The organism is Pseudopedobacter saltans DSM 12145, from assembly GCF_000190735.1.
Classification (GTDB): domain Bacteria; phylum Bacteroidota; class Bacteroidia; order Sphingobacteriales; family Sphingobacteriaceae; genus Pseudopedobacter; species Pseudopedobacter saltans.
In genome coordinates, this window is the sequence record NC_015177.1 from 3,053,876 (window position 1) to 3,074,874 (window position 20,999).

Below are 20,999 nucleotides of genomic sequence, written 5' to 3' on the forward strand. Positions count from 1 at the left end.
GAAATATTTATTCTGTACTAAACTTGACATTATAGATTTTCAATACGCCATTATAATCAAACTGAACAGTTGCCGGTTCATTTAATGACTTAGCCTGTATAATAGCTACTTTAACCTCAGGATTATTGGAAATTGTTTTAATAACAGGTACTTTCTTTGTACGCACAGGTAATTTGTAAGTTGTCTCATAAATATTATAACCGATAATACCATTCTGATTTGTAGATCTTACCGGAGTAACGGGTAAATCAATTGACTTGCCGTTCACCATTATATTAACCTGCGGTACAATTGGACGAACTATTTTATGGTCTTTGGAACTAAATCCTAAGCCTATAAAATCGAAAAGCGCATCCTGTCCCTCGCCTTCGGCAACAAGATATACAGCATGTTTTTTGTCCAAATTATCTACAAATTGAGAAACATCTATGCTAAATTGGGTGGTTTCTGCTTTAGAATTTGCAGGTACATAGATTTCACCTAGTTTCTTTCCCTGCCATACTTCATTGTCCCAGGGCCCGTTTAACCAAACATTTACCTTAAAAGCCTTTACTGTTTTAGGCGTAATAAATAAGTTAAATGCAGTTTGATTACCTGCTTTTGTTCCGTCAAAAGCTTTTAAACCCAAGGTATCCTTTTTTAATCCACCAAAACCAAAATACTTGAACCCCACAATATGCCCGTTTTTTACATTGGTAATAGGCATGTGGTTGTCCCAAACATCCCATGAATCCTGCTGTATACCGATATCAGACAAATAACTGGCATATCCCGCAGAATAATACTGATAAGGATCTAAGCCATAAATATGGAAACCTTCTGATGTAATCTCGGCGCCTTTATATTCCCTTCCCTGACTATCTTTTGCTGTCCATAACTTATTTGGCGAATAAGGGTCATATGCTCTGATAGACAGCGTTCCGCCTTCTGCTACAGGCTTGTCATCCCACTTTATAGTTACCGGTGCTACCACCGCCTGTCTGGCAAAACCAAATCCTCTGGGTGGCCTATGATAAAACACATACCACTGGCCATTAATCAACTCAATACTACCGTGAGTATTATGACCGGCATTAGCCGTAACTATCGCTGTTCCGTCTTTGTTCAGCACCGGACCTCTGGAATCTACCAATACGCCTCCGCTTTTCCACGGGCCTAAGGGAGAATCTCCCACTGCATAACGCAGGGTAGAATTTGAACTTGGCACTCCATATTCCGGACCGGAATAACCACTATAAACGGTTACATACTTATTGCCAACTTTGCGTATAGATGATGCCTCGAAAAAGTTAAATGACCCTAAATCTTCTTTTTCATAAATATTTGGATAGGTAGTACCTTTTGGATCGCGAATTACGCCATATTTGCTGCTTGCCGGAATAAAGTAGTTGATAATTTTAGTTCCGGGCCTTAGCGAATACATGGTTTTTTGATCTAATTCTGCTGCTAATGATCTTTGAAAGCCCCAAAATCCATAAGCTCTGAAACCTATCTCGTAATCCGGATCCTTCGGATCATCAATATATTCTATATAAACTGCAGGGTCAAAACCTAGGATACTGCCCGGTACAGTACGTTTCCCGTCTTCTGTAAGGTTAATAGGTGTAAAAGGCCCATCCGGACGACTTCCTTTAGCTACCATTGCCTCCCGATTTGGTCCACGGCTATGCGGATAGAGATAGTATTCTTTGGTTCCGTCTTTTCTTTTTACCTCCACTAAATCTGGCGCATACATCACATCCCACTGTCCCTCAATTTCATAAGTAAAAATTGCTCCTTCATCTCTCCAACTCGATAAATCTTCTATAGGAGCAGACCACATTCTAATATCCGGACCACAATAGCTCGTATATCTTAAGTCGTGAGAACCGATGATATAAGCTCTGTATTTTCCCGGACTATCCGGATCTTCGAAAACACGTGGTTCCCCATCGGGTAAGTGTTCCCACAAAGGCAAGTATGGATTACCGACTGCTTTGTGAATAAATTTCTGCTGTGTTCCAGTACTTTTTTGCAGGATATCTTGTCCTTTAATATTTCCTGCAAACAGCAATGCCGACACAATAAACATACAGCTTAACGCTAGCTTATTAAATATTAGATTCGCTCTTTTCATGAATAAATCAATGTTTTAGATTATTTTAAAAGTGGTTATTTCGTTCTTCTGTCAGAATACGCCGAATTGCCGTATAACTGCTTGTACAACAAGCAAAAACACACTTGTTGTACAGTTGCAAGTGTAGAAGTATTAGATTTAGTTAAACGGCATAAATTGTCAAAAAAATGGAATTTTTGTTTGAGCCTCTAATTTTCAAACGCTCCCATCTGTTAAAAAAACCACTGACAGACAATTATTTACAATTAAAACATTAAAAACAGAATAGAGCTATATTCTCTCGTAGAAGCACCTCGATAAGCAAATAAGCATTTAAACCACTCTTTGTTGAAACTCCAATTTTCTACCGAAAGGCCCTGTAAAACTTGAAAGTCCAATTTACAGGTGTTCAGGACATATACTTTTTGTCATTATTTTTACGTATATTAGAAAGTAGAATTATGTTTAATACCCTGTCTTAAACGCCTTTTAAAATTTGTCCGTTCCTAAATCCACTTTACAATTTTGGACAAAATCCTAACTTTAAAGAACAATGGAAAAACCAAGAAAAGGAAAGGGCAAAGGTCGTACTCCTTTATTCGAAGACAGTTTTAAAATTGCAGTTGCCCGAGAATATATTTTGGGTGACTATAGCGCCAGTCAGGTTGGCAAGAAATACAATTTAAATTCAGGCAATGTATTTTACTTTGTAAAGTGGTACAATAAGCATCATCCTGACCCAGCCCCAGAGACAAGTTCTCCTGCGGAATTAACGCCCTCAAACACCGCTAAGCTTGAAGAGGAATTAGCGTTGGCAAAACTTAAGATCACCGCATTAGAAATGCTCATTCGTAATGCCGAACGGGAAATGGGGGTAGATATTGTAAAAAAGCCTGGTACCAAACAGTAGGACAAATGAAAGAAATATATCATGAAATTTCCCTAACAACAATTTGTGCTTTGTTTGGTAAAAGTCGTCAAGGTTGGTATCAGCTAGCTGAAAATAAGGGACAGAAACAACTACAAAGAACTTTAGTGATAGAACAGGTTCGACAAATAAAAAGTGAATTGCCCCACATCGGCGGCCTTAAGATGCACTCCATGCTGCAAAAATTCCTATCTGCTCATCAGATTTCGATGGGAAGAGATGCTTTTTTCTGCTTATTAAAGGAAAATAATTTGCTGGTTAAGCCCCGGAGATTATATGCCAGAACGACCAATTCCTTTCATCATTTTAAGAAATGGCCGGATCTGGTGCAAAGACGTAAAGCTATAATGGCAGAAGAAATATGGGTGAGCGATATTACCTATTTAAAAACAAAAAAGGTTTTATCTATCTTAGTTTGATTACAGATGCTTATTCAAGAAAAATTGTAGGTTATAACTTAAGTCGAAACTTAAAAGCAGAAGGATGCATAAAAGCATTTCAGATGGCGTTAAAATCAAGATTATACCCCAAAAGACCTCTTATTCATCACTCTGACAGGGGAATTCAATACTGCTGTGACGATTATGTCCAATTATTGATCAGCCAAAATGTACAAATTAGCATGACGCAAAATGGAAGCCCTTATGATAATGCTATCGCAGAGCGGGTGAATGGTATTTTAAAACAAGAATTTAATCTATACCAATCTTTTGACTCATACCAAAAAGCTAAAGATGCAGTAGAAAACGCAATTATCAGTTATAACCAGATCGGACCCCACTTCTCTTGCCAGCTTCAAATACCACAAGCAAAACATGCATCAAGTAATGCAAGGTAAAGTGAAATCAGGAAAATAAAATTTAGTGTAAAGTAATATCGGGAAAATAATATAAATTGTAAACCAAAATTAGTAATTACCGTCCAAATTTGTCAAGTAAATCTAGTATAGGACACTTTTTTCTATTTACCCAAACCAAGATTTTATAACTCCACCTATAATCCACGAATAGTCCACCTTTCATCCACATATACCCCACGGTATCCGGCTTATACCTTGTACTATTCTATAACTATTCCATTACCATACACGTTCTTTATTTATGGCTTCTTTTTTGAAGAGCCAAATCTATAAATCTGCTTAACGACAGGTTTAGCATTGTATTGCCGGTCAAACAGCAAGGCATAATCTGTTCTGCCGGGCATTGGCCAGTTATTCCGCCATGAGTCTGCATCTGTAACTCCCCAAACTGTAACCCTACTGATTTTATCCTCATGTTTTAAAAAAAGTTTAAAGAAATCCAGATAGCGTTTTTCAAATATTGTCTGTTTATCTTTAGGCAATCCATCTTCATATGGATTCATTTCTTTCTTGTATGCAAAATTACTCTCCACCTGGGCACCAATATTTCTATTGGGCATAGGTAAAACGGTAATATCCATTTCTGTAATCATCACTTTTACTCCTTCTGCCGCAAAAGCCAATATGCTTTTTTCAAACTCCTCAACTTTTGGAAAATCAAGAGATAAATGCCCCTGCATTCCAATAGCACTAATCTTAATTCCTTTGGATTTTAGATTCTTAATCATTTTAACAACGCTATTTCGTCTGCCTTCCAAAGCCATTGAATAGTCGTTGTAATAAAGTTCGGCGTCCGGATCGGCTGCATGTGCAAATTTGAAAGCCAGCTCTATAAATTCTTCTCCTATTATATTGTAAAATTTACTCTTTCTCCAGGATCCATCATCAAGTATTGCTTCATTCACCACGTCCCAACCTTTAATTCTGCCTTTATACCTGGAAACAACGGCTGTAATATGATTTCTCATGCGCTCTATTAGCACCTCTTTCGAAACCTCCTCTCCTTTTTCATTTTTAAAAAACCACGATGGCGCTTGTGAATGCCAGATTAGGGTATGGCCTATAAGGAACATGTTATTAGCTTCGCCATACGCTACAAACTTATCTGCATCTTTAAAATTGAATTTGCCTTCCTGAGGTTGCAAATGCATACTTTTCATAGAATTTTCTGCAACAATAGAATTAAACTGGCTCTTTATTAGCTTGTCGGCAGCAGGATCTCTTTCCCAAATTTGGTTGAGGTTTAAAGCAGTTCCAATGTAAAACTTCCCCTCAAAAGCTTGTTTTAATGATTCGACAGTAGCTTTTTTTTGAGCATAGCTAAAACCGGAACAAACCAGTAGCAGCATAAGTAATAGATTCCTTTTCATTTAAAAAAATATATTTGGTAGTGAATATTTCTCAGTTAAAATTGAATTACGGTTTGAACACATTAGATTTATAATACCACATTTATACTGATTGATTTAAGGCGATCTTCATTTGATGAACCTCCATACATAATGGTATAATTACCTGCTTTCGGACCAAGTTCATCTTTTGACGGATCATAAAACTCAAATGCTTCTGCAGTAAGCTGGAAATCCAGATGTTTTGTTTCTCCAGCCGCAATAGCTACCCTTTTAAATCCTTTTAAGGATTTTACCGGAGCATCAGGATCACCATTTCTCTTTACATATACCTGAACAACTTCTTCTCCTTTATTATTGGAGATGTTAGTAAGTGGTATGGATATGTTTAAAGTGTTGCCTATTTTAACTGTCCCAGATGTTAGCTTTGCTTCGCCATAATTGAATTTTGAATAACTTAACCCATGGCCAAATGCATAAAGAGGCTTCTCAGTCATATACCGATATGTTCTGCCCTGCATGCTGTAATTCTCAAAATCTTGTCTGCTGGTATCGGATGTTTTTAAAAGCGCGTTATCTAATTGGCTTAAGCTTTTATAGAAAGTTATTGGCAATCTGCCCGCTGGATTATAATCTCCAAATAATACATCTGCCACAGCAGTTCCAGCTTCCTGTCCACCATACCAGGCACATAGTAAAGCATTGTAATTTTTCTCGTCTTGTTCTAAAGCTAAAGAGCTTCCGGTACATAACACGAAAACCACCGGCTTTCCGGTACTTTTTAATGAAGACAAGAGTTCTCTTTGAATTTTTGGAAGGTCTATGGATATTTTATCTCCACCTCTAAAACCATCAGCGTTAACAGGCATTTCTTCTCCCTCTAACTGTGGCGATAAACCTCCAGCATATACAATAGCGTCTACTTCTTTTAGACGTTTAATTAAATTGGTAAAATCGGCTTTATCTTTCTTTAACACCGAAAAGTCAATATTCACATATTTCCCAACCTGCTTATGTTCCAAAACAATATTATACTTTTTGTTCTTTTCTGCCTTCATCGTATATTCGGTATCTGCAGATGCCTCTCGCCCTTTCTTTGTTAAAAGAACTTTATCGTTTACGTAGAGAACATATCCATCCGAAGCACTGATTTTAAAAACAATTTCACCTGTATAAGGCGCTGTGAATACTCCTGAAATCCTGGTGGAAGTATTCTGCAAATTAACACCTTGTGCCAAAGCTGTACCACCGGCATTATTATACTTTATGGCTAAAGTATTTATTAGGGTAGTTTCCGGACTACCCGAAAGTTGCGTATTGTTAAAAAACTCAACTTTCATTCCTTTCTGACCTTTAGGGGAACTGGTAAATCCTTCAAATAAAGAAGTACGCACCCATGGATCTACCCAATCACAACCTTTATCATAGATGATTTCTGCGTGAGGTAGTTTATTTTTAATCCCCTGCAAAATAGTGACAGTAGAATTTGGGGTTCCATTATAATTACCCCACAACATCACACTATCTGCTGCGTTAGGACCAATAACCGCTATTTTTTTTATTGATTTGCTTAACGGCAAAATTGAACCGTTGTTCTTTAACAGGGTCATAGATTCTCTGGCAACTTTTAAAGCCTGTTGTACATGCTCTTTTGAAGCGACTATCTGGTATGGTAATTGGCTCCAAGGTAAACGCTCAGCAGGGTCTAACATTCCCAATTCAAACCATCCTCTCAAAACTCTTCTTAAAGAAATATCTATTTGCTGCTGAGAAATGAGTCCTTGCCGAACGGCTTCCAGAAGATTGGTATAAGCACTTCCACATTCCAAATCGGTAGAATGTATCACCGCATCTGCTGCCGCCGCGGCTGCATCTTTATGTGTTTCGTGGTGCCCTTTCCTAAAAAAATCATCAATAGCCCAGCAATCGGAAACCACAATTCCTTTATACTCCCATCTATTTCTTAGAATATCAGTAAGTAAACGATCGCTACCACAACATGGTTGCCCCTCATAGGCATTGTATGCACACATTACTTCCTGTACATTTGCCTCTTTCACCAATGCTTTAAAAGCAGGCAGGTACGTTTCCCACAAGTCTCTGCCAGATGCAGTTGCATCATAGGAATGCCTGTTCCATTCCGGTCCGCTATGTACCGCGAAGTGTTTGGCACATGCATGGGTCTTGAAATATTTGGGATCATCACCTTGCAAACCTCTAACTGCCGCTACACCTAATCTTGCGGTTAAATAAGGATCTTCTCCATAGGTTTCCTGCCCTCTTCCCCATCTTGGATCTCTGAAAATATTAATATTTGGTGTCCAAAATGACAAACCGTAATATCTTCCACGTTCTCCGTTTCTGATCGCTTCATTATATTTTGCTCTCGCTTCGTCAGAAATTAAATCAAATGTTTGTTTGTGGCCAGACTCGTTCCAGGTAGCTGCCATTCCGATAGCCTGCGGAAATACGGTGGCTTTTCCTGATCTTGCAACCCCATGTAAAGCCTCATTCCACCAATCGTAAGCTGGAATACCTAGACGTCCAACAGGTTTAGAGCTATTCATCATCAAACCAACTTTCTCTTCCAGTGTTAGCAATCCCAGTAAATTTTCTATTCGTTCATTAACAGGTAAATCCGGATTCCTGAACTTATAGGGTATTTCCTGACTTTTCAAATTACTGTTACCTAACAAACAATAAAAGAAACATGTAACTAAAAAACGGATTATATTTTTGTTCATATCAATAATTTATAATTACCCTTCGGCTAAGTTTATACATACCCCAATTGGTATAAAAGTAGGTTATAAGGCATGTTATATGTGCGAGAAATGCTGAAATAGATAGTTCAAATGTTCAAAAATTAAATACGGACTTAAACAGAGGAATTTTTCCCTGCAGTTTCTCCGGCTGGACTGGTCGTATTCAAATGCTTCCTTATACCTTTTTGTTCTCAGAGCATAAGAAAGCAGCAATCTTTCATAAATGACAGAGGCATAATTCAGGATTACTTAAAAATGATTTTGTAAGATTAAAGTGGCTATATCTTAATAGCTCGTTTTAATTATGCCGCTTTCATCAAACTGATAAACTATCGCGGATAGCAAATAAGTATAGGTGAACGGAGCTATTAAAAGCTGAGCTCCCGCTTCGTTCAAGTAGATGTATAGCAGACATCAAAGCTAATATTCCTGCGGGCGACAAGGTGTTCATCCAGAATATAAATTCCCGATTCAAATTGATTTGTAAAATAAAAAGACAGGAACAATTCATCATGGGACTGTTGATGCAATGAAGCAGAATTCTCCTATGTCATTCTATTCCTAATTCTCTAACAAATTTCCCCCCGGTACCCTGTACAAAGATGAGATACAGATACATACGTCCTTCTTCATTTCACCGGTCTGCCGAATACACTTGAGAGTATATAGCGTTCCGATTGTCGACTCATGCCAAAGAAAGCCTAACTATTTCATTAAAAACAAAGAAGGGATTTCGCAACCCCCTCTTTTCGTTCATGTAATTTTTTATTCGATAGTGCTACTTTATTATGCTGTTTTTTTAATGGCCTCTGAAACAATATTCTCAAGTTCTGTTAAATCAAAAGGTTTGGACAAGTATGCATCGGCACCTGCAGTTTGTGCTAACAAATGGATATCATTATTTGCCGAAAAATATATAACGGGGATACGGTTAAAATCAGGATCTTTTTTTAATAACTGAGTTGCTTTAATACCTCCAATATCCGGTATCCAATTATCCATCAGGATTACATCTGGTTTAATTTCGGAAACTTTTTCGATAATGTCATGAGATGTTTCGGAAACTTCAACATCATATCCAAAATCCTGTAAAACGATAGCGCATAATTCCAGTATGTTGGCATCGTCATCAAAAATCAACACTTTCTTTTTATTCATGATATTAAAATTTCATTTGGTTTACACCAGTATCTATGCTTTAAATATAACAATTCGGCATTAGTTTCACTTTACACTTAACTTATTAATAAAAGAGGCTATTTCATCTGGTCTGATCACCATATCTACTACTCCTCTATTTATTGCCTGCAGCGGCATATACTCCACTTCGCATGTTTTTGGATCCTGAACTGTGGCTATGCCTCCCATATTTTTTATAACTCCTAAACCATTTACTCCGTCTTCATTTGCTCCTGAAAGCAAGAGCGCTAAAGCCCCCTCTTTATAAACATGTGCCACAAAGATAAAAGTGACATCGATAGAAGGTCTCGAATAATTCAGCTTTTCTGAGTAATCCAGGGTAACCGACTTATCCTTCTCAATTAGCAGATGATAGTCTGCCGGTGCTATATAAATACATCCTGATTCTAAAATTGTTTTGTCTTCGGCCTCGAAAATGGGGATTTTTGTATAGCTAGCCAAGAGACTTTGCAATACGGGAGGGCCATTTGGAGCGCGGTGAAGAACAATAAGCACAGGAAAATCTGGCTTTTCTAAATCAGGCAATACTTGTAATAATACCTTGATACTACCGGCCGAACCTCCTATTGCAAAAATGTGAACTTTCATTTACTTTGCCTTTCTCCAGATTTTATCTGACCCTATTTGTTTGTAATTTTTCTCCAGACTGGAGAAGCGTAAAGTTTCTTTAGAACCCAACGCCAAGAAGCCCAGAGATTCCAGGCTTTCGTCAAATAAATTCAGCACTTTTGCTTGCAGCTCCCGATCAAAATAAATCAACACATTTCTGCATACCACCAATTGAAACTCGTTGAAAGATCTGTCGGAAACCAGATTGTGCGTAGAAAAAATAATCTTTGATTTTAACTCGGGATCGAACTTGGCGACGTCATAGTTAGCAGTATAGTATTGGGAAAAATCAACCTTCCCTCCTGAGTTGTTATAGTTTTCGGAATACTGACGCATGTTTATTAAAGGAAACACACCTTTTTTTGCTTTTTCCAGCACTGTTGGATTTATATCCGTTGCATAAATAAGGCTTCTGCCGTAAAGGTTTGCTTCTTTAAGCAGGATGGCTATTGAATAGGCTTCTTCTCCTGTAGAACAACCCGCAACCCATATCCTGATAAAAGGATAAGTCCCTAATTGAGGCAATACTGTATCGCGAAGTGTCTTATAAAAAGACGGATCGCGGAACATTTCGGTAACATTTACAGTGATTTCTTCAATAAAACGCTGTAAATAATCCGGCTGTTTTATGACTGTGTACCGGAGTTCTGCAAAACTTGTAAACTTATCTATGACACAAATCCGGTTCAACCTTCTTTTCAAGGAAGCTCTGCTATATTGCGAAAAATCATAGCCATATAATGATGATACATCCGCCAACAGCATTTCTAAATCGTCATCATTAATAATATCCTGTTCTATCATTTAGTCACTTCTTGAATCATACTAATAAGCTTATCCATATTTATGGGTTTGGATATATATCCTGATGCCCCGGCAGCAATACATTTTTCTTTATCGCCGGTCATAGCCTGGGCGGTTACCGCGATTATAGGTAAAGCACTAAATCTGGGATTTTCCCTTATTTTTTTAATTGCTTCATAACCATCCATGTCAGGCATCATCATATCCATTAACACAACAGAGAAATCGTCTGACATGTTTAATATTTCTATGCCTTCTTTTGCTCCCAAAGCTGACATGCTTGCTACGCCTCTCGCTTTTAGGTAGAGACTCAATGCAAAAATATTTCTGCTATCGTCATCAATTATCAATACATTTTTAGTCGTCATATGTTGATGAGTCTCCTGTTTAATCGTATAACCAAACTCTTAATAATGAAAGCAGTTGATCTGTATCTACAGGTTTAGAAATATAATCCGAGGCACCAGCCATGATACATTTCTCCCTGTCGCCAACCATGGCTTTTGCAGTAACGGCAATAACAGGCAGCTCCTCGCTTTTCTTATTCTTCCTGATTTCTCTTATTGTTTCGTAACCATCCATTTCAGGCATCATCATATCCATTAATACAATGGCCGTATCTGGATTATTTTCCAGCTGTACCAAAGCTTCTTTGCCATCTATAGCGGAAACCACTTTCATCTGATATTTTTCAAGAGCTTTGGTTAGCGAAAAAATGTTCCTTACATCGTCATCGGCAACAAGGACTTTTTTGTCTTTTAAAACTTCCTGAAGCGCCCCTAACTTATTGGTTCTTTTTGAAGAGGTATCTGACTGCTTCTCTTCTACGAGATGTAAAAACAGGCCTACTTCATCTAAAATCCGCTGGTATGAATGTGCAGTTTTTAAAACAATCGAATCGGCATATTGTCGCAGTTTAGCTTCTTCGAACTGAGAGAGATTCTTTCCAGTAAAAACAATAATTGGCAGGTTTTCAAGCCCTGAATTTCTCTTTACTGCTTCCAGCGTCTCATAGGCAATCATATCCGGAACGCCCATATCCAAAATTACACAGTCTGCTTTGCCTGATGAAAGTGCATCGATACTATCCTCGACACTGGTTTTTATTTCGGTTTGAATATTAAAAGTACTTAAAAAGTAAGATAAGGCGCTTGCATGTTTCTGGTTCTCTTCTACAATCAGGACTTTTTTAGGATATTTATTTAAAGCTTCCTCTATCCTTTTAAACATGTCGTTGATTTGTTCCAGTGCTACAGGTTTATCGATAAAATCTATTGCCCCTTTTAAAAGGCTCTCTTTTTTTACTTTAAGCGAAGACATAATATGCACAGGTATGTGCTTAGTAGCGTTATTGCTTTTTATCTCGTCCATAACCTGCCAGCCATCTTTAATAGGCAATTGGATATCTAAAAGTATAGCCAAAGGTTGATATTTCTCGGCAAAACCAGCAGCGATATCTCCCCTTACAACTACAACACCTTTATAATCTTTCTTTCTGGTATATTTCAGCAGAGCTTTAGCGAAGTTAATATCATCTTCTACAATAAGGATTACTTTATCTCCCTTTTTGATATTGTTTCTGTCGTCTTCTACCTCGTCCGGAATGTCATGTATCGCCAGATTTTCGGTATTTGAAGACGCTGTAAGTTGTTGTATCTCGGTAACCTCTGTTGCAATTTCTTCAATTAATTCTTCTACGTGAGGTTTGCTGATATGTACATTACTTTCGTCTCTGCTAATAGGAACTACCAAAGTGAAGATACTTCCTTCACTTTCTTTGCTAAGCAATCTGATTTCGCCACCAAGTAATTTTGCAATCTCTCTGCTGATAGACAAGCCTAAACCTGTTCCGCCAAATTTTCTTCTAGTAGATCCATCGGCTTGCTGGAAAGCTTCGAAAATAATCTTCTGTTGCTCGGCGGGTATACCAATCCCTGTGTCTTTAACAGCAAACAAAATGTTATTATTTTCCCGGGAGATTTGTAAACCGATACTGCCTCTTGAGGTAAACTTAATAGCATTAGACATCAAATTCTTCATCACCTGCTCTACTCGCATCTTGTCGGTTTCTATGATTTGTCCTACATCTGCACCTATTTTTATATCAAAATCAAGATTTTTCTCTTTGATAATTGGCAGAAACAATGCTTTTAGAGCGCTAACGATTCCTGAAATCTCAATCTTTTGAAACTCGAGTTTCATTTTACCCGCCTCTATTTTCGAAAGGTCTAGGATCTCGTCTATAAGTTCCAGTAAACTGGCTCCTGAGCTTTGGATGACGTTAGCCGATTCAATCTGTTCTTCATTGAGATTGTGCTCGGTATTTTCGGCCATCAGACGCGATAACAGCAAAATGGAATTTAGCGGTGTCCGCAGCTCGTGGGACATGTTCGCTAAAAACTCTGATTTATATTTTGTACTTAAGGCCAGCTCTTCTGCTTTTTTCTGTATTTCGAGATTACGCTCGGCTATTAAATGGTTTTTCTCCTCCAGTAATTTGGATCTTTCTTCCAGTTCCTGATTTGTTTGCAGAAGCTCTTCTTGCTGTACTTTCAATTCCTCTTCAGATGCCTGAAGTTTTTGGGTTTGAGCTTCCAATTCCATATTCAGATTTTCCAATTCCGAGTGCTGCATTTGAAGCTCTTCGGCCTGTGCCTGTGATTCTTCCAATAAAGTCTGGATTTTATTCCTGTTATAAGCATCGGAAATGGCAAGGCCGATATCTTTACATGATTCCTGAAAGAAAGATATTTGCTCTTCCCGCGGTTCGTTGGGCAAACCAAGTTCTATTACGCCCAGACATTCATTATCCAAAATTAAAGGCATAAGTGCTATATTATGTATTTTCACTTTTCCGCTGGAGAAGCTTACCGTAAAATCATCACCTGTTAAGTCCTTAAAATGTCTGAATGCTTTATCTTTGAAAACCTGCCCAACCATACCCTCGCCCACTTTAAGACTTTTAGGCATATGTCCTTCTAAGCCGTAGGCTGCTTTTAATATAATTTTATCGTTATCTGATAAATAAAGTGCACCATTATAGCTATCGGTATAATTAACAACAAACTTTAGTACCTGATTACATAGATCCTCGACACTTTTATTACCAACTAGATTCTTATTTAATAAAGCTAAACCCGTTTGCTGCCATTCGTTTGCATTTATTTTCTCGAATGCTGTCTTCAATGATTTGGTCATATGGTTAAGAGAATTCGCTACACTTCCCAAATCATCCTCTTCATTGTCTTTTACTTGTATTTCGTAATCACCTTCGGAAACTCTGTTGGCAATACTTCTGATAATGTTAATTCTCCGTGTCATTTCGGCATCTTTTTCTTTCAATGCCGTTTGTAGCTGATCCCGCTTTCTAAAATCGATTCGTACCCTGTTATAAAAATATATAGTGATAAAAACCGAAGCAAAAGCTGCTATAACAATAAATATAATGCTGTATGAGATATAATTTTCTAATTGCGCACTATTTCGCGCCAAGAGTTGCTCCTCATGGCTAATGATATCTTCTATCGCATACCGGCATTTATCCATGTAGCTTCTCCCTCTTTCCAGATTTCCAAAAGGAATGGCCTCGCCCTTACGCTTCTTTACGATAGTCTCTTCTAAAATAGCTAACCTTTCGTTAGCTAGTGAGGAGAGCGTCTGAATTTTCTTTCTGGTTATTGTATTGCCCTCAGTTAACCCAATGGCTTTATCGATAGAAATATGCAGATTTTTCACACCTGCATAATAGGGCTCTAAAAAGGCATCCCTTCCGGTAATCAAATAGCCCCTTTGCCCGGTTTCTGCGTCCTGTAAATTAATGAGGATTTGGGTTACTCCTTCGATAATTTGTCTGGTATTTGATAACTCTGCCCGGCTTTGTATTAATTTTTGTATGCTGATATAAGAAGCTCCCGAACTTAAAATTAAAATCAGTAAAGAGATTCCAAAACCTATTTGCAAGTTTCTTAAAAACGTTTTCGCCATTTAATTTAGTTATAGTTTAGTGGTAAAGTAAAATAAAAGGTAGCGCCATTTCCAAGTTTACTGTTTATTCCTACATCTCCGTTATGCTGTCTGATAATCTCTGAACAGATATATAATCCTATTCCCAGTCCCTGAAATTTAACGGAAGTTTCCTCTACCCGGTAAAATTTATCGAAAATACTTTTTTGGTTATTCTCCGAAATACCTGTACCGAAATCTGTTACGCTCACTTTAACAAACTCCCGCATTTTTTCGGTTTTGATGATTATTTTATCCGAATCGGGAGCATATTTTAAAGCGTTTGTCAGATAATTGATCAAAACCTGCTCTACCCGGTTTTCATCAGCTATGATTTCCCTGTCCAGTCTTTCTCCCTCCTGAAGAATTTCTAACTGAACATTGCCATAAGTATGTTTAATGGTATTCACCACATTGTCTATCAAAGAAGACAAACAAAAAGGTCTTTTATTCAGCTTAAGTTTTCCGTTTTCAATCTTCGAGATATCTAACAGATCGGTAATGAGGTTTTGAAGTTTATCCAGCTGCGACTGCACCCTATGGATATAAGTCCCTACCGGAGAATTATCTTCTGCCTTAAGACTCCTTTCCAGAAGTTGAACATAAGCTTTTATACTGGTTAAAGGTGTTTTTAATTCATGGCTCGCGATACTCAGAAATTCATCCTTCTTTTTTTCTATTTGTTTTTGATCTTCAATGTCCGTGAACGTTCCTACCCATTTTACGACCCGACCATCTTCTTTAATAGGTACAATCCTTAACAAATGGAATCTATAAGCTTCGCCATTTATCTTTTTAATTCTAACTTCCATTTCTAAAAGACTGTCTGTTAGCATAGCTATCGACCATTCCTGAAAAATATCTTTATCCTCCGGATGTACAGGGGGAAAATTTTTATCTGTAACCGAATAGCCAAACCATTTCTTATTGACAAAATCTATATCTCCTTCCTCTGTTGCTGTAAAAGCTATCTGTGGCAAAGATTCCAATGTAAAATGCAGGTGTTCTACTTTTTTTCTTAATTCTTCCTGAACTTTTTTTCTAATTTCTATTTCGGATTGCAGATTTTTTTGAGTCTCGTTCAATATTAAGGTCTGTTCGTACAATCTATAGAACGTCTTTACTTTTAAAAGAAGGATGTCCGGATCTACCGGCTTTGTCACATAATCTATTCCTCCGGAAGCGTATCCCTTAGTGATAAATTTCTTATCGGTGTTTACAGCTGATAGAAAAATAATGGGAATATTTTTGGTTTTACTGAATCCAGACAAGGTCTCTGCAACTTCGAAACCATCCATTCCAGGCATCTGAACGTCTAATATGATCAGCGCATAATTATTTTTCAGTACTTTCTTTAAGGTTTCTTCTCCAGACATTGCAGTGTCAACCGAAAAGTTTTTTGCTTCCAGAAGTTTCTTTAACGAATATATATTTTCCGCTTTATCGTCGACGATTAGTATCATTTAATTTAGAGCGCAATTAATTAAAAATAAAATTTAATGATTTAAAATTCATCATGCCGCCTTCTTTTCCACAAAAACCACTCCAAAAACACATCTTATTATGCTTGCATAATATTTATTGATTTATTATATTTGGTAGACAACATCAGGAGTATTCTAATTAAGATTATGAGACACCAGGAAACCATAGACTACTTTTTAAAAATTGTTTGGCAAAATATAGCTAATAAATATAACAATATTGCCTCTGAATTTGGTATAACTCAATCTGTTGGTTATTTATTGATCAATATTCATGAGGGAGAAGGAACAACCGTGTCGGAAGTCGCTTCTTTATTAGGGCTAAAGTCCACCAGCTTAAGCAGAATGTTAAACAATTTAGAACAAGAAGGGTTGATATATAGGCAAAGCCATCAGACAGACAAACGTTCTGTAAAAGTTTTTCTAACAGACTTGGGCAAAGAGAAAAAACAATTGGCAAAAGGCGTAGTTCGGAAGTTTAATGACTACCTGAACCAGAATTTTACAGATGCTGAAAAGGAACAATTAATAGATTCCTTGAAAAAAATTAACAAGTTAACAACAGATTACCAACCATAATCTACTTTACTCATGAAAAGAACGATAAAAAAAGTCGCCGTTTTAGGTTCAGGCATTATGGGCTCGCGCATTGCTTGCCATTTTGCTAACATTGGTGTAGAGGTTCTGTTACTGGATATCGCTCCTAAGGAGTTAACTGCAGAAGAACAGGCAAAAGGACTTAGTTTGGCTGACAATCAGGTAAAAAACAGGATAGTCAATTCTTCATTACAAAACACAATAAAATCAAATCCTTCTCCTGTATATAGTAAATCTGTACTTAATGCTATAACCACAGGCAATTTCGATGATAATATGAAAGATATATCCGGTTGCGACTGGACGATAGAGGTTGTGGTGGAAAATATTGATATCAAGAAGAAGGTTTTCGAACAGGTTGAACAATATCGCAAACCCGGGACATTAATAACATCTAATACTTCCGGTATTCCAATCCACTTAATGACCGAAGGAAGAACTGATGATTTTAAAAAGCACTTTTGCGGGACACATTTTTTCAATCCGCCGAGATATCTAAAACTGCTAGAGATAATACCTTCTCCATGTACAGACCCAACGATTGTAGATTTTTTAATGGAGTACGGCGATCTGTATTTAGGAAAAACCACTGTACTTTGTAAAGACACGCCTGCTTTTATTGCCAATAGAATTGGAGTTTTCTCAATTATGTCGCTTTTGCATCTGGTACAGAAAATGGATCTTTCTGTGGAAGAGGTTGATAAATTTAGCGGACCTGCTTTGGGACGTCCTAAATCGGCAACTTTTAGAACTTCTGATGTAGTTGGATTGGACACTATGATAAACGTCGCTAATGGGCTACGTCAAAATGCGCCTGATGATGAATCTATTGATGTGTTTTCGCTTCCTGATTATGTGCAAAAAATGCAGGAGAACAAGTGGCTGGGTGATAAAACCGGACAGGGCTTTTATAAAAAAATAAAAGGCAAAGATGGCAAGTCTGAAATTCTCGCTTTAGACTTGAAGACTTTAGAGTACCGGCCACAGCAGAAAGTGAAATATACCACCTTAGACGAAACAAAAAAAATAGACAATCTGCCAGAAAGAATGCGGGTATACGCAAAAGGGCAGGATAAAGCCGGTGAGTTTTTCAGAATTTCTTTTGCAGGGCTTTTTGAATATGTTTCTAACCGGATTCCCGAAATAGCTGATGAACTTTATAAAATAGATGACGCAATGCGGGCTGGATTTGGCTGGGAGCTTGGTCCTTTTGAAGTTTGGGATGCCATTGGAGTGAAAGAAGGTGTCCAGATGATGGAACAACAGGGCAAAAAGCCAGCAAAATGGGTTGAAGACATGTTGGCAACAGGGATAAATTCATTTTATAACGTTGAAAAAGGTGTAAAAGCATTCTACGATATTTCTTCGCAAGCCTATAAAAATATCCCGGGACGGGAGGCTTATATCTCCTTGGATAACCTTAGAGCAACGCACACCGTTTGGAAAAATAGTGGGACTACACTAATTGATTTGGGCGATGGAGTGTTGAATCTGGAATTCCATACCAAAATGAATACTATTGGTGCAGAGGTGTTGGAAGGTATCAATAAAGCCATTGATATGGCCGAGAAGTCTTATAAGGCTTTGGTTATTGGAAATGACGGTGCTAATTTTTCCGCAGGCGCTAATGTGGGAATGATATTTATGATGGCTGTAGAACAGGAATTGGATGAAATTAATATGGCCATAAAGTTATTCCAAAACACCTCTATGCGCATAAGACATTCCTCCATTCCGGTTGTACTTGCTCCCCATAACTTAACACTCGGTGGCGGTTGCGAGTTTTGTTTGCATGCCGACCATGTACAATTACATGCCGAAACTTACATGGGACTTGTTGAATTTGGAGTGGGTTTGATTCCTGGAGGTGGCGGTAGTAAAGAGTTTGCACTGCGGGCATCTGACGAATACAAAGAAGGGCAGATTGATCAGAATGTTTTAAAAGATAGGTTCTTAACCATTGCTATGGCAAAAGTTTCAACATCTGCTGCAGAAGCTCACGAACTGGGTTACTTACAAGCTGGAAAATATTCGATCAGTATGAATAGAGATCGTCTGATTGCAGATGCAAAAACAAAAGCCCTGGAACTGGCTGATGCCGGATATACAGCTCCTGCTCCAAGAAAAGACATCAAAGTTTTGGGAAATTCAGGTTTAGGGATGGTTTACGCTGGAGCGAATAGTATGCGCTCTGGAAATTACATATCAGAGTACGACCAGAAGATATCCCAAAAGCTGGGCTATGTCATGTGCGGTGGAGATTTATCTGCCCCCACGTTAGTCACTGAACAGTATCTTTTGGATTTGGAACGCGAGGCATTTATATCATTATGCACCGAACGCAAAACACTGGAAAGAATACAAAGTATTATAACCGGAGGAAAACCGTTGAGAAATTGATTCTTTTGGAAGGTAAGATATGCTTATTGAGTATAGAGTATTGAGACCATACTTATTTAATAATAAATAGTAAAAGAACACTTAGACGTCGTATAATGCACAATATTAAAGAGTTGAAAATTTGGAATAAGTCGATAGACCTGGCTGTTGATATTTACAGATTAACTGCTGAATTCCCTTCGGATGAAAGATTTGGTTTGACTTCTCAAACTCGTAGATGTGCTATTTCAATTTCTTCAAATATTTCCGAAGGAGCAGGAAGGAATACAAAAGGAGAGTTTAAACAATTTTTGGGAATTGCAAACGGCTCTTCTTATGAACTACAAACTCAACTGGTGATCGCCAATAAGTTAAAATTTATTGATGATCCATCAACAGAAGACATTCTTAACAAGATTGACGAGATCCAAAAAATGAATTACAAGCTTCAAAAATCATTAGAAAACATTTAAAATATTTACAAGATCTGTCTCAAATCTAAAACAAACAATGAGCATCTCAATACGCAATACACACTACTCAATACTTTAATTAAAATTAAGATATGGAAGCATACATTATAGCAGGTTACCGTACAGCGGTTGGAAAAGCTCCCAGAGGCGTTTTCCGTTTTACACGAGCTGATGATTTAGCTGCCGACGTAATAAAGAGCCTTGTTGCATCTGTTCCGAATCTGGATGTTAACCGAATAGATGATGTAATAGTGGGAAATGCGACACCCGAAGCAGAGCAAGGCCTGAATATTGGTCGTATGATCTCTCTGATGGGATTAAATACCGACAAAGTTCCGGGCGTAACAGTCAATAGATACTGTGCTTCGGGCCTGGAAACGATCGCAACGGCTGTAGCAAAAATAAAAGCAGGCATGGCTCATTGTATTATTGCGGGCGGAGTGGAAGTTATGTCCGGAATGCCTTTCGGTGGAAATAAGATTGTACCGAACGCTAAAGTTGCAAAGGAAAACCCCGACTGGTATTGGGGCATGGGACTTACCGCAGAAGCCGTAGCCAGAGAGTTCAATGTGAGTCGTGAAGACCAGGATGAGTTTGCCTATAATTCACATAAAAAAGCTGTTACCGCGATAGAAAACGGACATTTAAAGGACGGTGTTTTACCAATTACCATACATGAAACGTATCTGGACAATAATCTTCAAAAGAAAACAAGGGAATTTGTTGTCGACACAGATGAAGGTCCGCGTAAAGATACCAATTTGGAAGTTTTAGCAAAGCTTAAACCAGTTTTCGCCCTAAACGGATCGGTTACGGCAGGAAACTCATCCCAAACTTCAGACGGAGCGGCATTCGTTATTGTGGTTTCAGAACAAATGCTGAAAGAGCTCAATGCAGAACCTCTTGCAAGATTAATCAGCTATGGTATAGCTGGAGTTCCACCAAGGATAATGGGAATTGGCCCAATAGAAGCTATTCCAAAAGCACTAAAAATGGCTAATCTAAGTTTAGACGATATGGATCTGATTGAGCTTAATGAAGCCTTCGCTTCACAATCCCTGGCAGTAATCAGAAATCTGGGGATTGACCAAAGTAAGCTTAATGTAAATGGCGGGGCGATAGCATTGGGTCACCCTTTAGGTTGTACCGGCGCAAAATTAACTGTACAGATTTTGAATGAGCTTAAACGTAGAAATCAAAAATATGGAATGGTTACCATGTGTGTAGGTACAGGACAGGGCGCAGCAGGAATTTTTGAACTGCTATAAATCAACATAAAAAGAAACAACACTAACTAAATAATCGATGAACGTTTGGGAGCAACTTATGCTCCTAAATCGCTCATCTAGTGAAGGAACCAACAGAGAGAACAAGGATGGAAAGAATAAGGAATAAGGAACAAAGACTAAATGAATAAAGCAAACGGCAAGATGTCTTTTGATCTTTCTTCTTTAA

General features: G+C 37.9%; 16 protein-coding genes. 7 read left to right on the forward strand and 9 right to left on the reverse strand.

Going from position 1 to position 20,999, the window contains the following annotated elements:
• Nucleotides 1-7 precede the first annotated feature (7 nt).
• A complete protein-coding gene (locus PEDSA_RS13010) occupies nucleotides 8-2,116 on the reverse strand; it encodes a glycoside hydrolase family protein (protein ID WP_013633610.1) in 2,109 nt (702 codons plus the stop codon).
• A 532-nt stretch (nucleotides 2,117-2,648) separates the two neighbouring features.
• On the opposite strand from PEDSA_RS13010, the gene PEDSA_RS13015 reads away from it, so the two are divergent.
• From PEDSA_RS13015 to PEDSA_RS19645, 3 genes are read left to right on the forward strand one after another with little or no spacing between them, the layout of a single operon-like run.
• Nucleotides 2,649-3,005: a transposase gene (locus tag PEDSA_RS13015; protein WP_013633611.1), complete on the forward strand. Its 357-nt coding sequence runs from the start codon at nucleotides 2,649-2,651 to the stop codon at nucleotides 3,003-3,005.
• Nucleotides 3,006-3,010: 5 nt separating this feature from the next.
• A complete protein-coding gene (locus PEDSA_RS19640) occupies nucleotides 3,011-3,442 on the forward strand; it encodes a hypothetical protein (RefSeq protein WP_041536934.1) in 432 nt (143 codons plus the stop codon).
• Nucleotides 3,385-3,861 carry a DDE-type integrase/transposase/recombinase gene (locus PEDSA_RS19645; protein WP_083811759.1) on the forward strand — a complete coding sequence of 159 codons (477 nt, stop codon included), beginning with the start codon at nucleotides 3,385-3,387 and terminating at the stop codon, nucleotides 3,859-3,861. Before PEDSA_RS19640 ends, PEDSA_RS19645 begins: the two co-directional genes overlap by 58 nt.
• A 260-nt stretch (nucleotides 3,862-4,121) precedes the next feature.
• On the opposite strand, the gene PEDSA_RS13025 is transcribed toward PEDSA_RS19645, so the two are convergent.
• The 8 genes from PEDSA_RS13025 to PEDSA_RS13060 form a co-directional block, all read right to left on the reverse strand.
• The gene (locus PEDSA_RS13025) at nucleotides 4,122-5,252 is read right to left on the reverse strand and encodes an endo-1,4-beta-xylanase (protein ID WP_041537074.1); all 1,131 of its coding nucleotides are present in this window, start codon (nucleotides 5,250-5,252) and stop codon (nucleotides 4,122-4,124) included.
• Nucleotides 5,253-5,320: 68 nt separating this feature from the next.
• Nucleotides 5,321-7,975, reverse strand: coding sequence for a beta-glucosidase (locus PEDSA_RS13030; protein ID WP_013633613.1), 2,655 nt, complete (start codon nucleotides 7,973-7,975; stop codon nucleotides 5,321-5,323).
• A gap of 807 nt (nucleotides 7,976-8,782) precedes the next feature.
• Nucleotides 8,783-9,154 (reverse strand): response regulator, encoded by a 372-nt coding sequence (locus tag PEDSA_RS13035; RefSeq protein WP_013633614.1) that lies wholly within the window; start codon nucleotides 9,152-9,154, stop codon nucleotides 8,783-8,785.
• A gap of 66 nt (nucleotides 9,155-9,220) precedes the next feature.
• The gene (locus PEDSA_RS13040; RefSeq protein ID WP_013633615.1) at nucleotides 9,221-9,784 is read right to left on the reverse strand and encodes a chemotaxis protein CheB; all 564 of its coding nucleotides are present in this window, start codon (nucleotides 9,782-9,784) and stop codon (nucleotides 9,221-9,223) included.
• A complete protein-coding gene (locus PEDSA_RS13045) occupies nucleotides 9,785-10,609 on the reverse strand; it encodes a CheR family methyltransferase (RefSeq protein ID WP_013633616.1) in 825 nt (274 codons plus the stop codon).
• A complete protein-coding gene (locus PEDSA_RS13050; protein WP_013633617.1) occupies nucleotides 10,606-10,977 on the reverse strand; it encodes a response regulator in 372 nt (123 codons plus the stop codon). Before PEDSA_RS13050 ends, PEDSA_RS13045 begins: the two co-directional genes overlap by 4 nt.
• 19 nt (nucleotides 10,978-10,996) lie before the next feature.
• Entirely contained in the window at nucleotides 10,997-14,593 is a 3,597-nt protein-coding gene (locus PEDSA_RS13055; protein ID WP_013633618.1) for a response regulator, read from the reverse strand.
• A 5-nt stretch (nucleotides 14,594-14,598) separates the two neighbouring features.
• A complete protein-coding gene (locus PEDSA_RS13060) occupies nucleotides 14,599-16,074 on the reverse strand; it encodes a sensor histidine kinase (RefSeq protein WP_013633619.1) in 1,476 nt (491 codons plus the stop codon).
• A 168-nt stretch (nucleotides 16,075-16,242) separates the two neighbouring features.
• Between PEDSA_RS13060 and PEDSA_RS13065 the strand changes: the two genes are divergently transcribed.
• The 4 genes from PEDSA_RS13065 (at nucleotide 16,243) to PEDSA_RS13080 (ending at nucleotide 20,812) form a co-directional block, all read left to right on the forward strand.
• Nucleotides 16,243-16,674 (forward strand): MarR family winged helix-turn-helix transcriptional regulator, encoded by a 432-nt coding sequence (locus PEDSA_RS13065; RefSeq protein ID WP_013633620.1) that lies wholly within the window; start codon nucleotides 16,243-16,245, stop codon nucleotides 16,672-16,674.
• Nucleotides 16,675-16,686: 12 nt separating this feature from the next.
• Nucleotides 16,687-19,092, forward strand: coding sequence for a 3-hydroxyacyl-CoA dehydrogenase/enoyl-CoA hydratase family protein (locus PEDSA_RS13070; protein WP_013633621.1), 2,406 nt, complete (start codon nucleotides 16,687-16,689; stop codon nucleotides 19,090-19,092).
• Nucleotides 19,093-19,187: 95 nt separating this feature from the next.
• On the forward strand, nucleotides 19,188-19,544 hold the full coding sequence (locus PEDSA_RS13075; RefSeq protein WP_013633622.1) for a four helix bundle protein: 357 nt from the start codon (nucleotides 19,188-19,190) through the stop codon (nucleotides 19,542-19,544).
• 92 nt (nucleotides 19,545-19,636) lie between these two features.
• Complete coding sequence (locus PEDSA_RS13080) at nucleotides 19,637-20,812, forward strand: acetyl-CoA C-acyltransferase (RefSeq protein ID WP_013633623.1); 1,176 nt, start codon at nucleotides 19,637-19,639, stop codon at nucleotides 20,810-20,812.
• The last annotated feature ends 187 nt before the right edge of the window (nucleotides 20,813-20,999 follow it).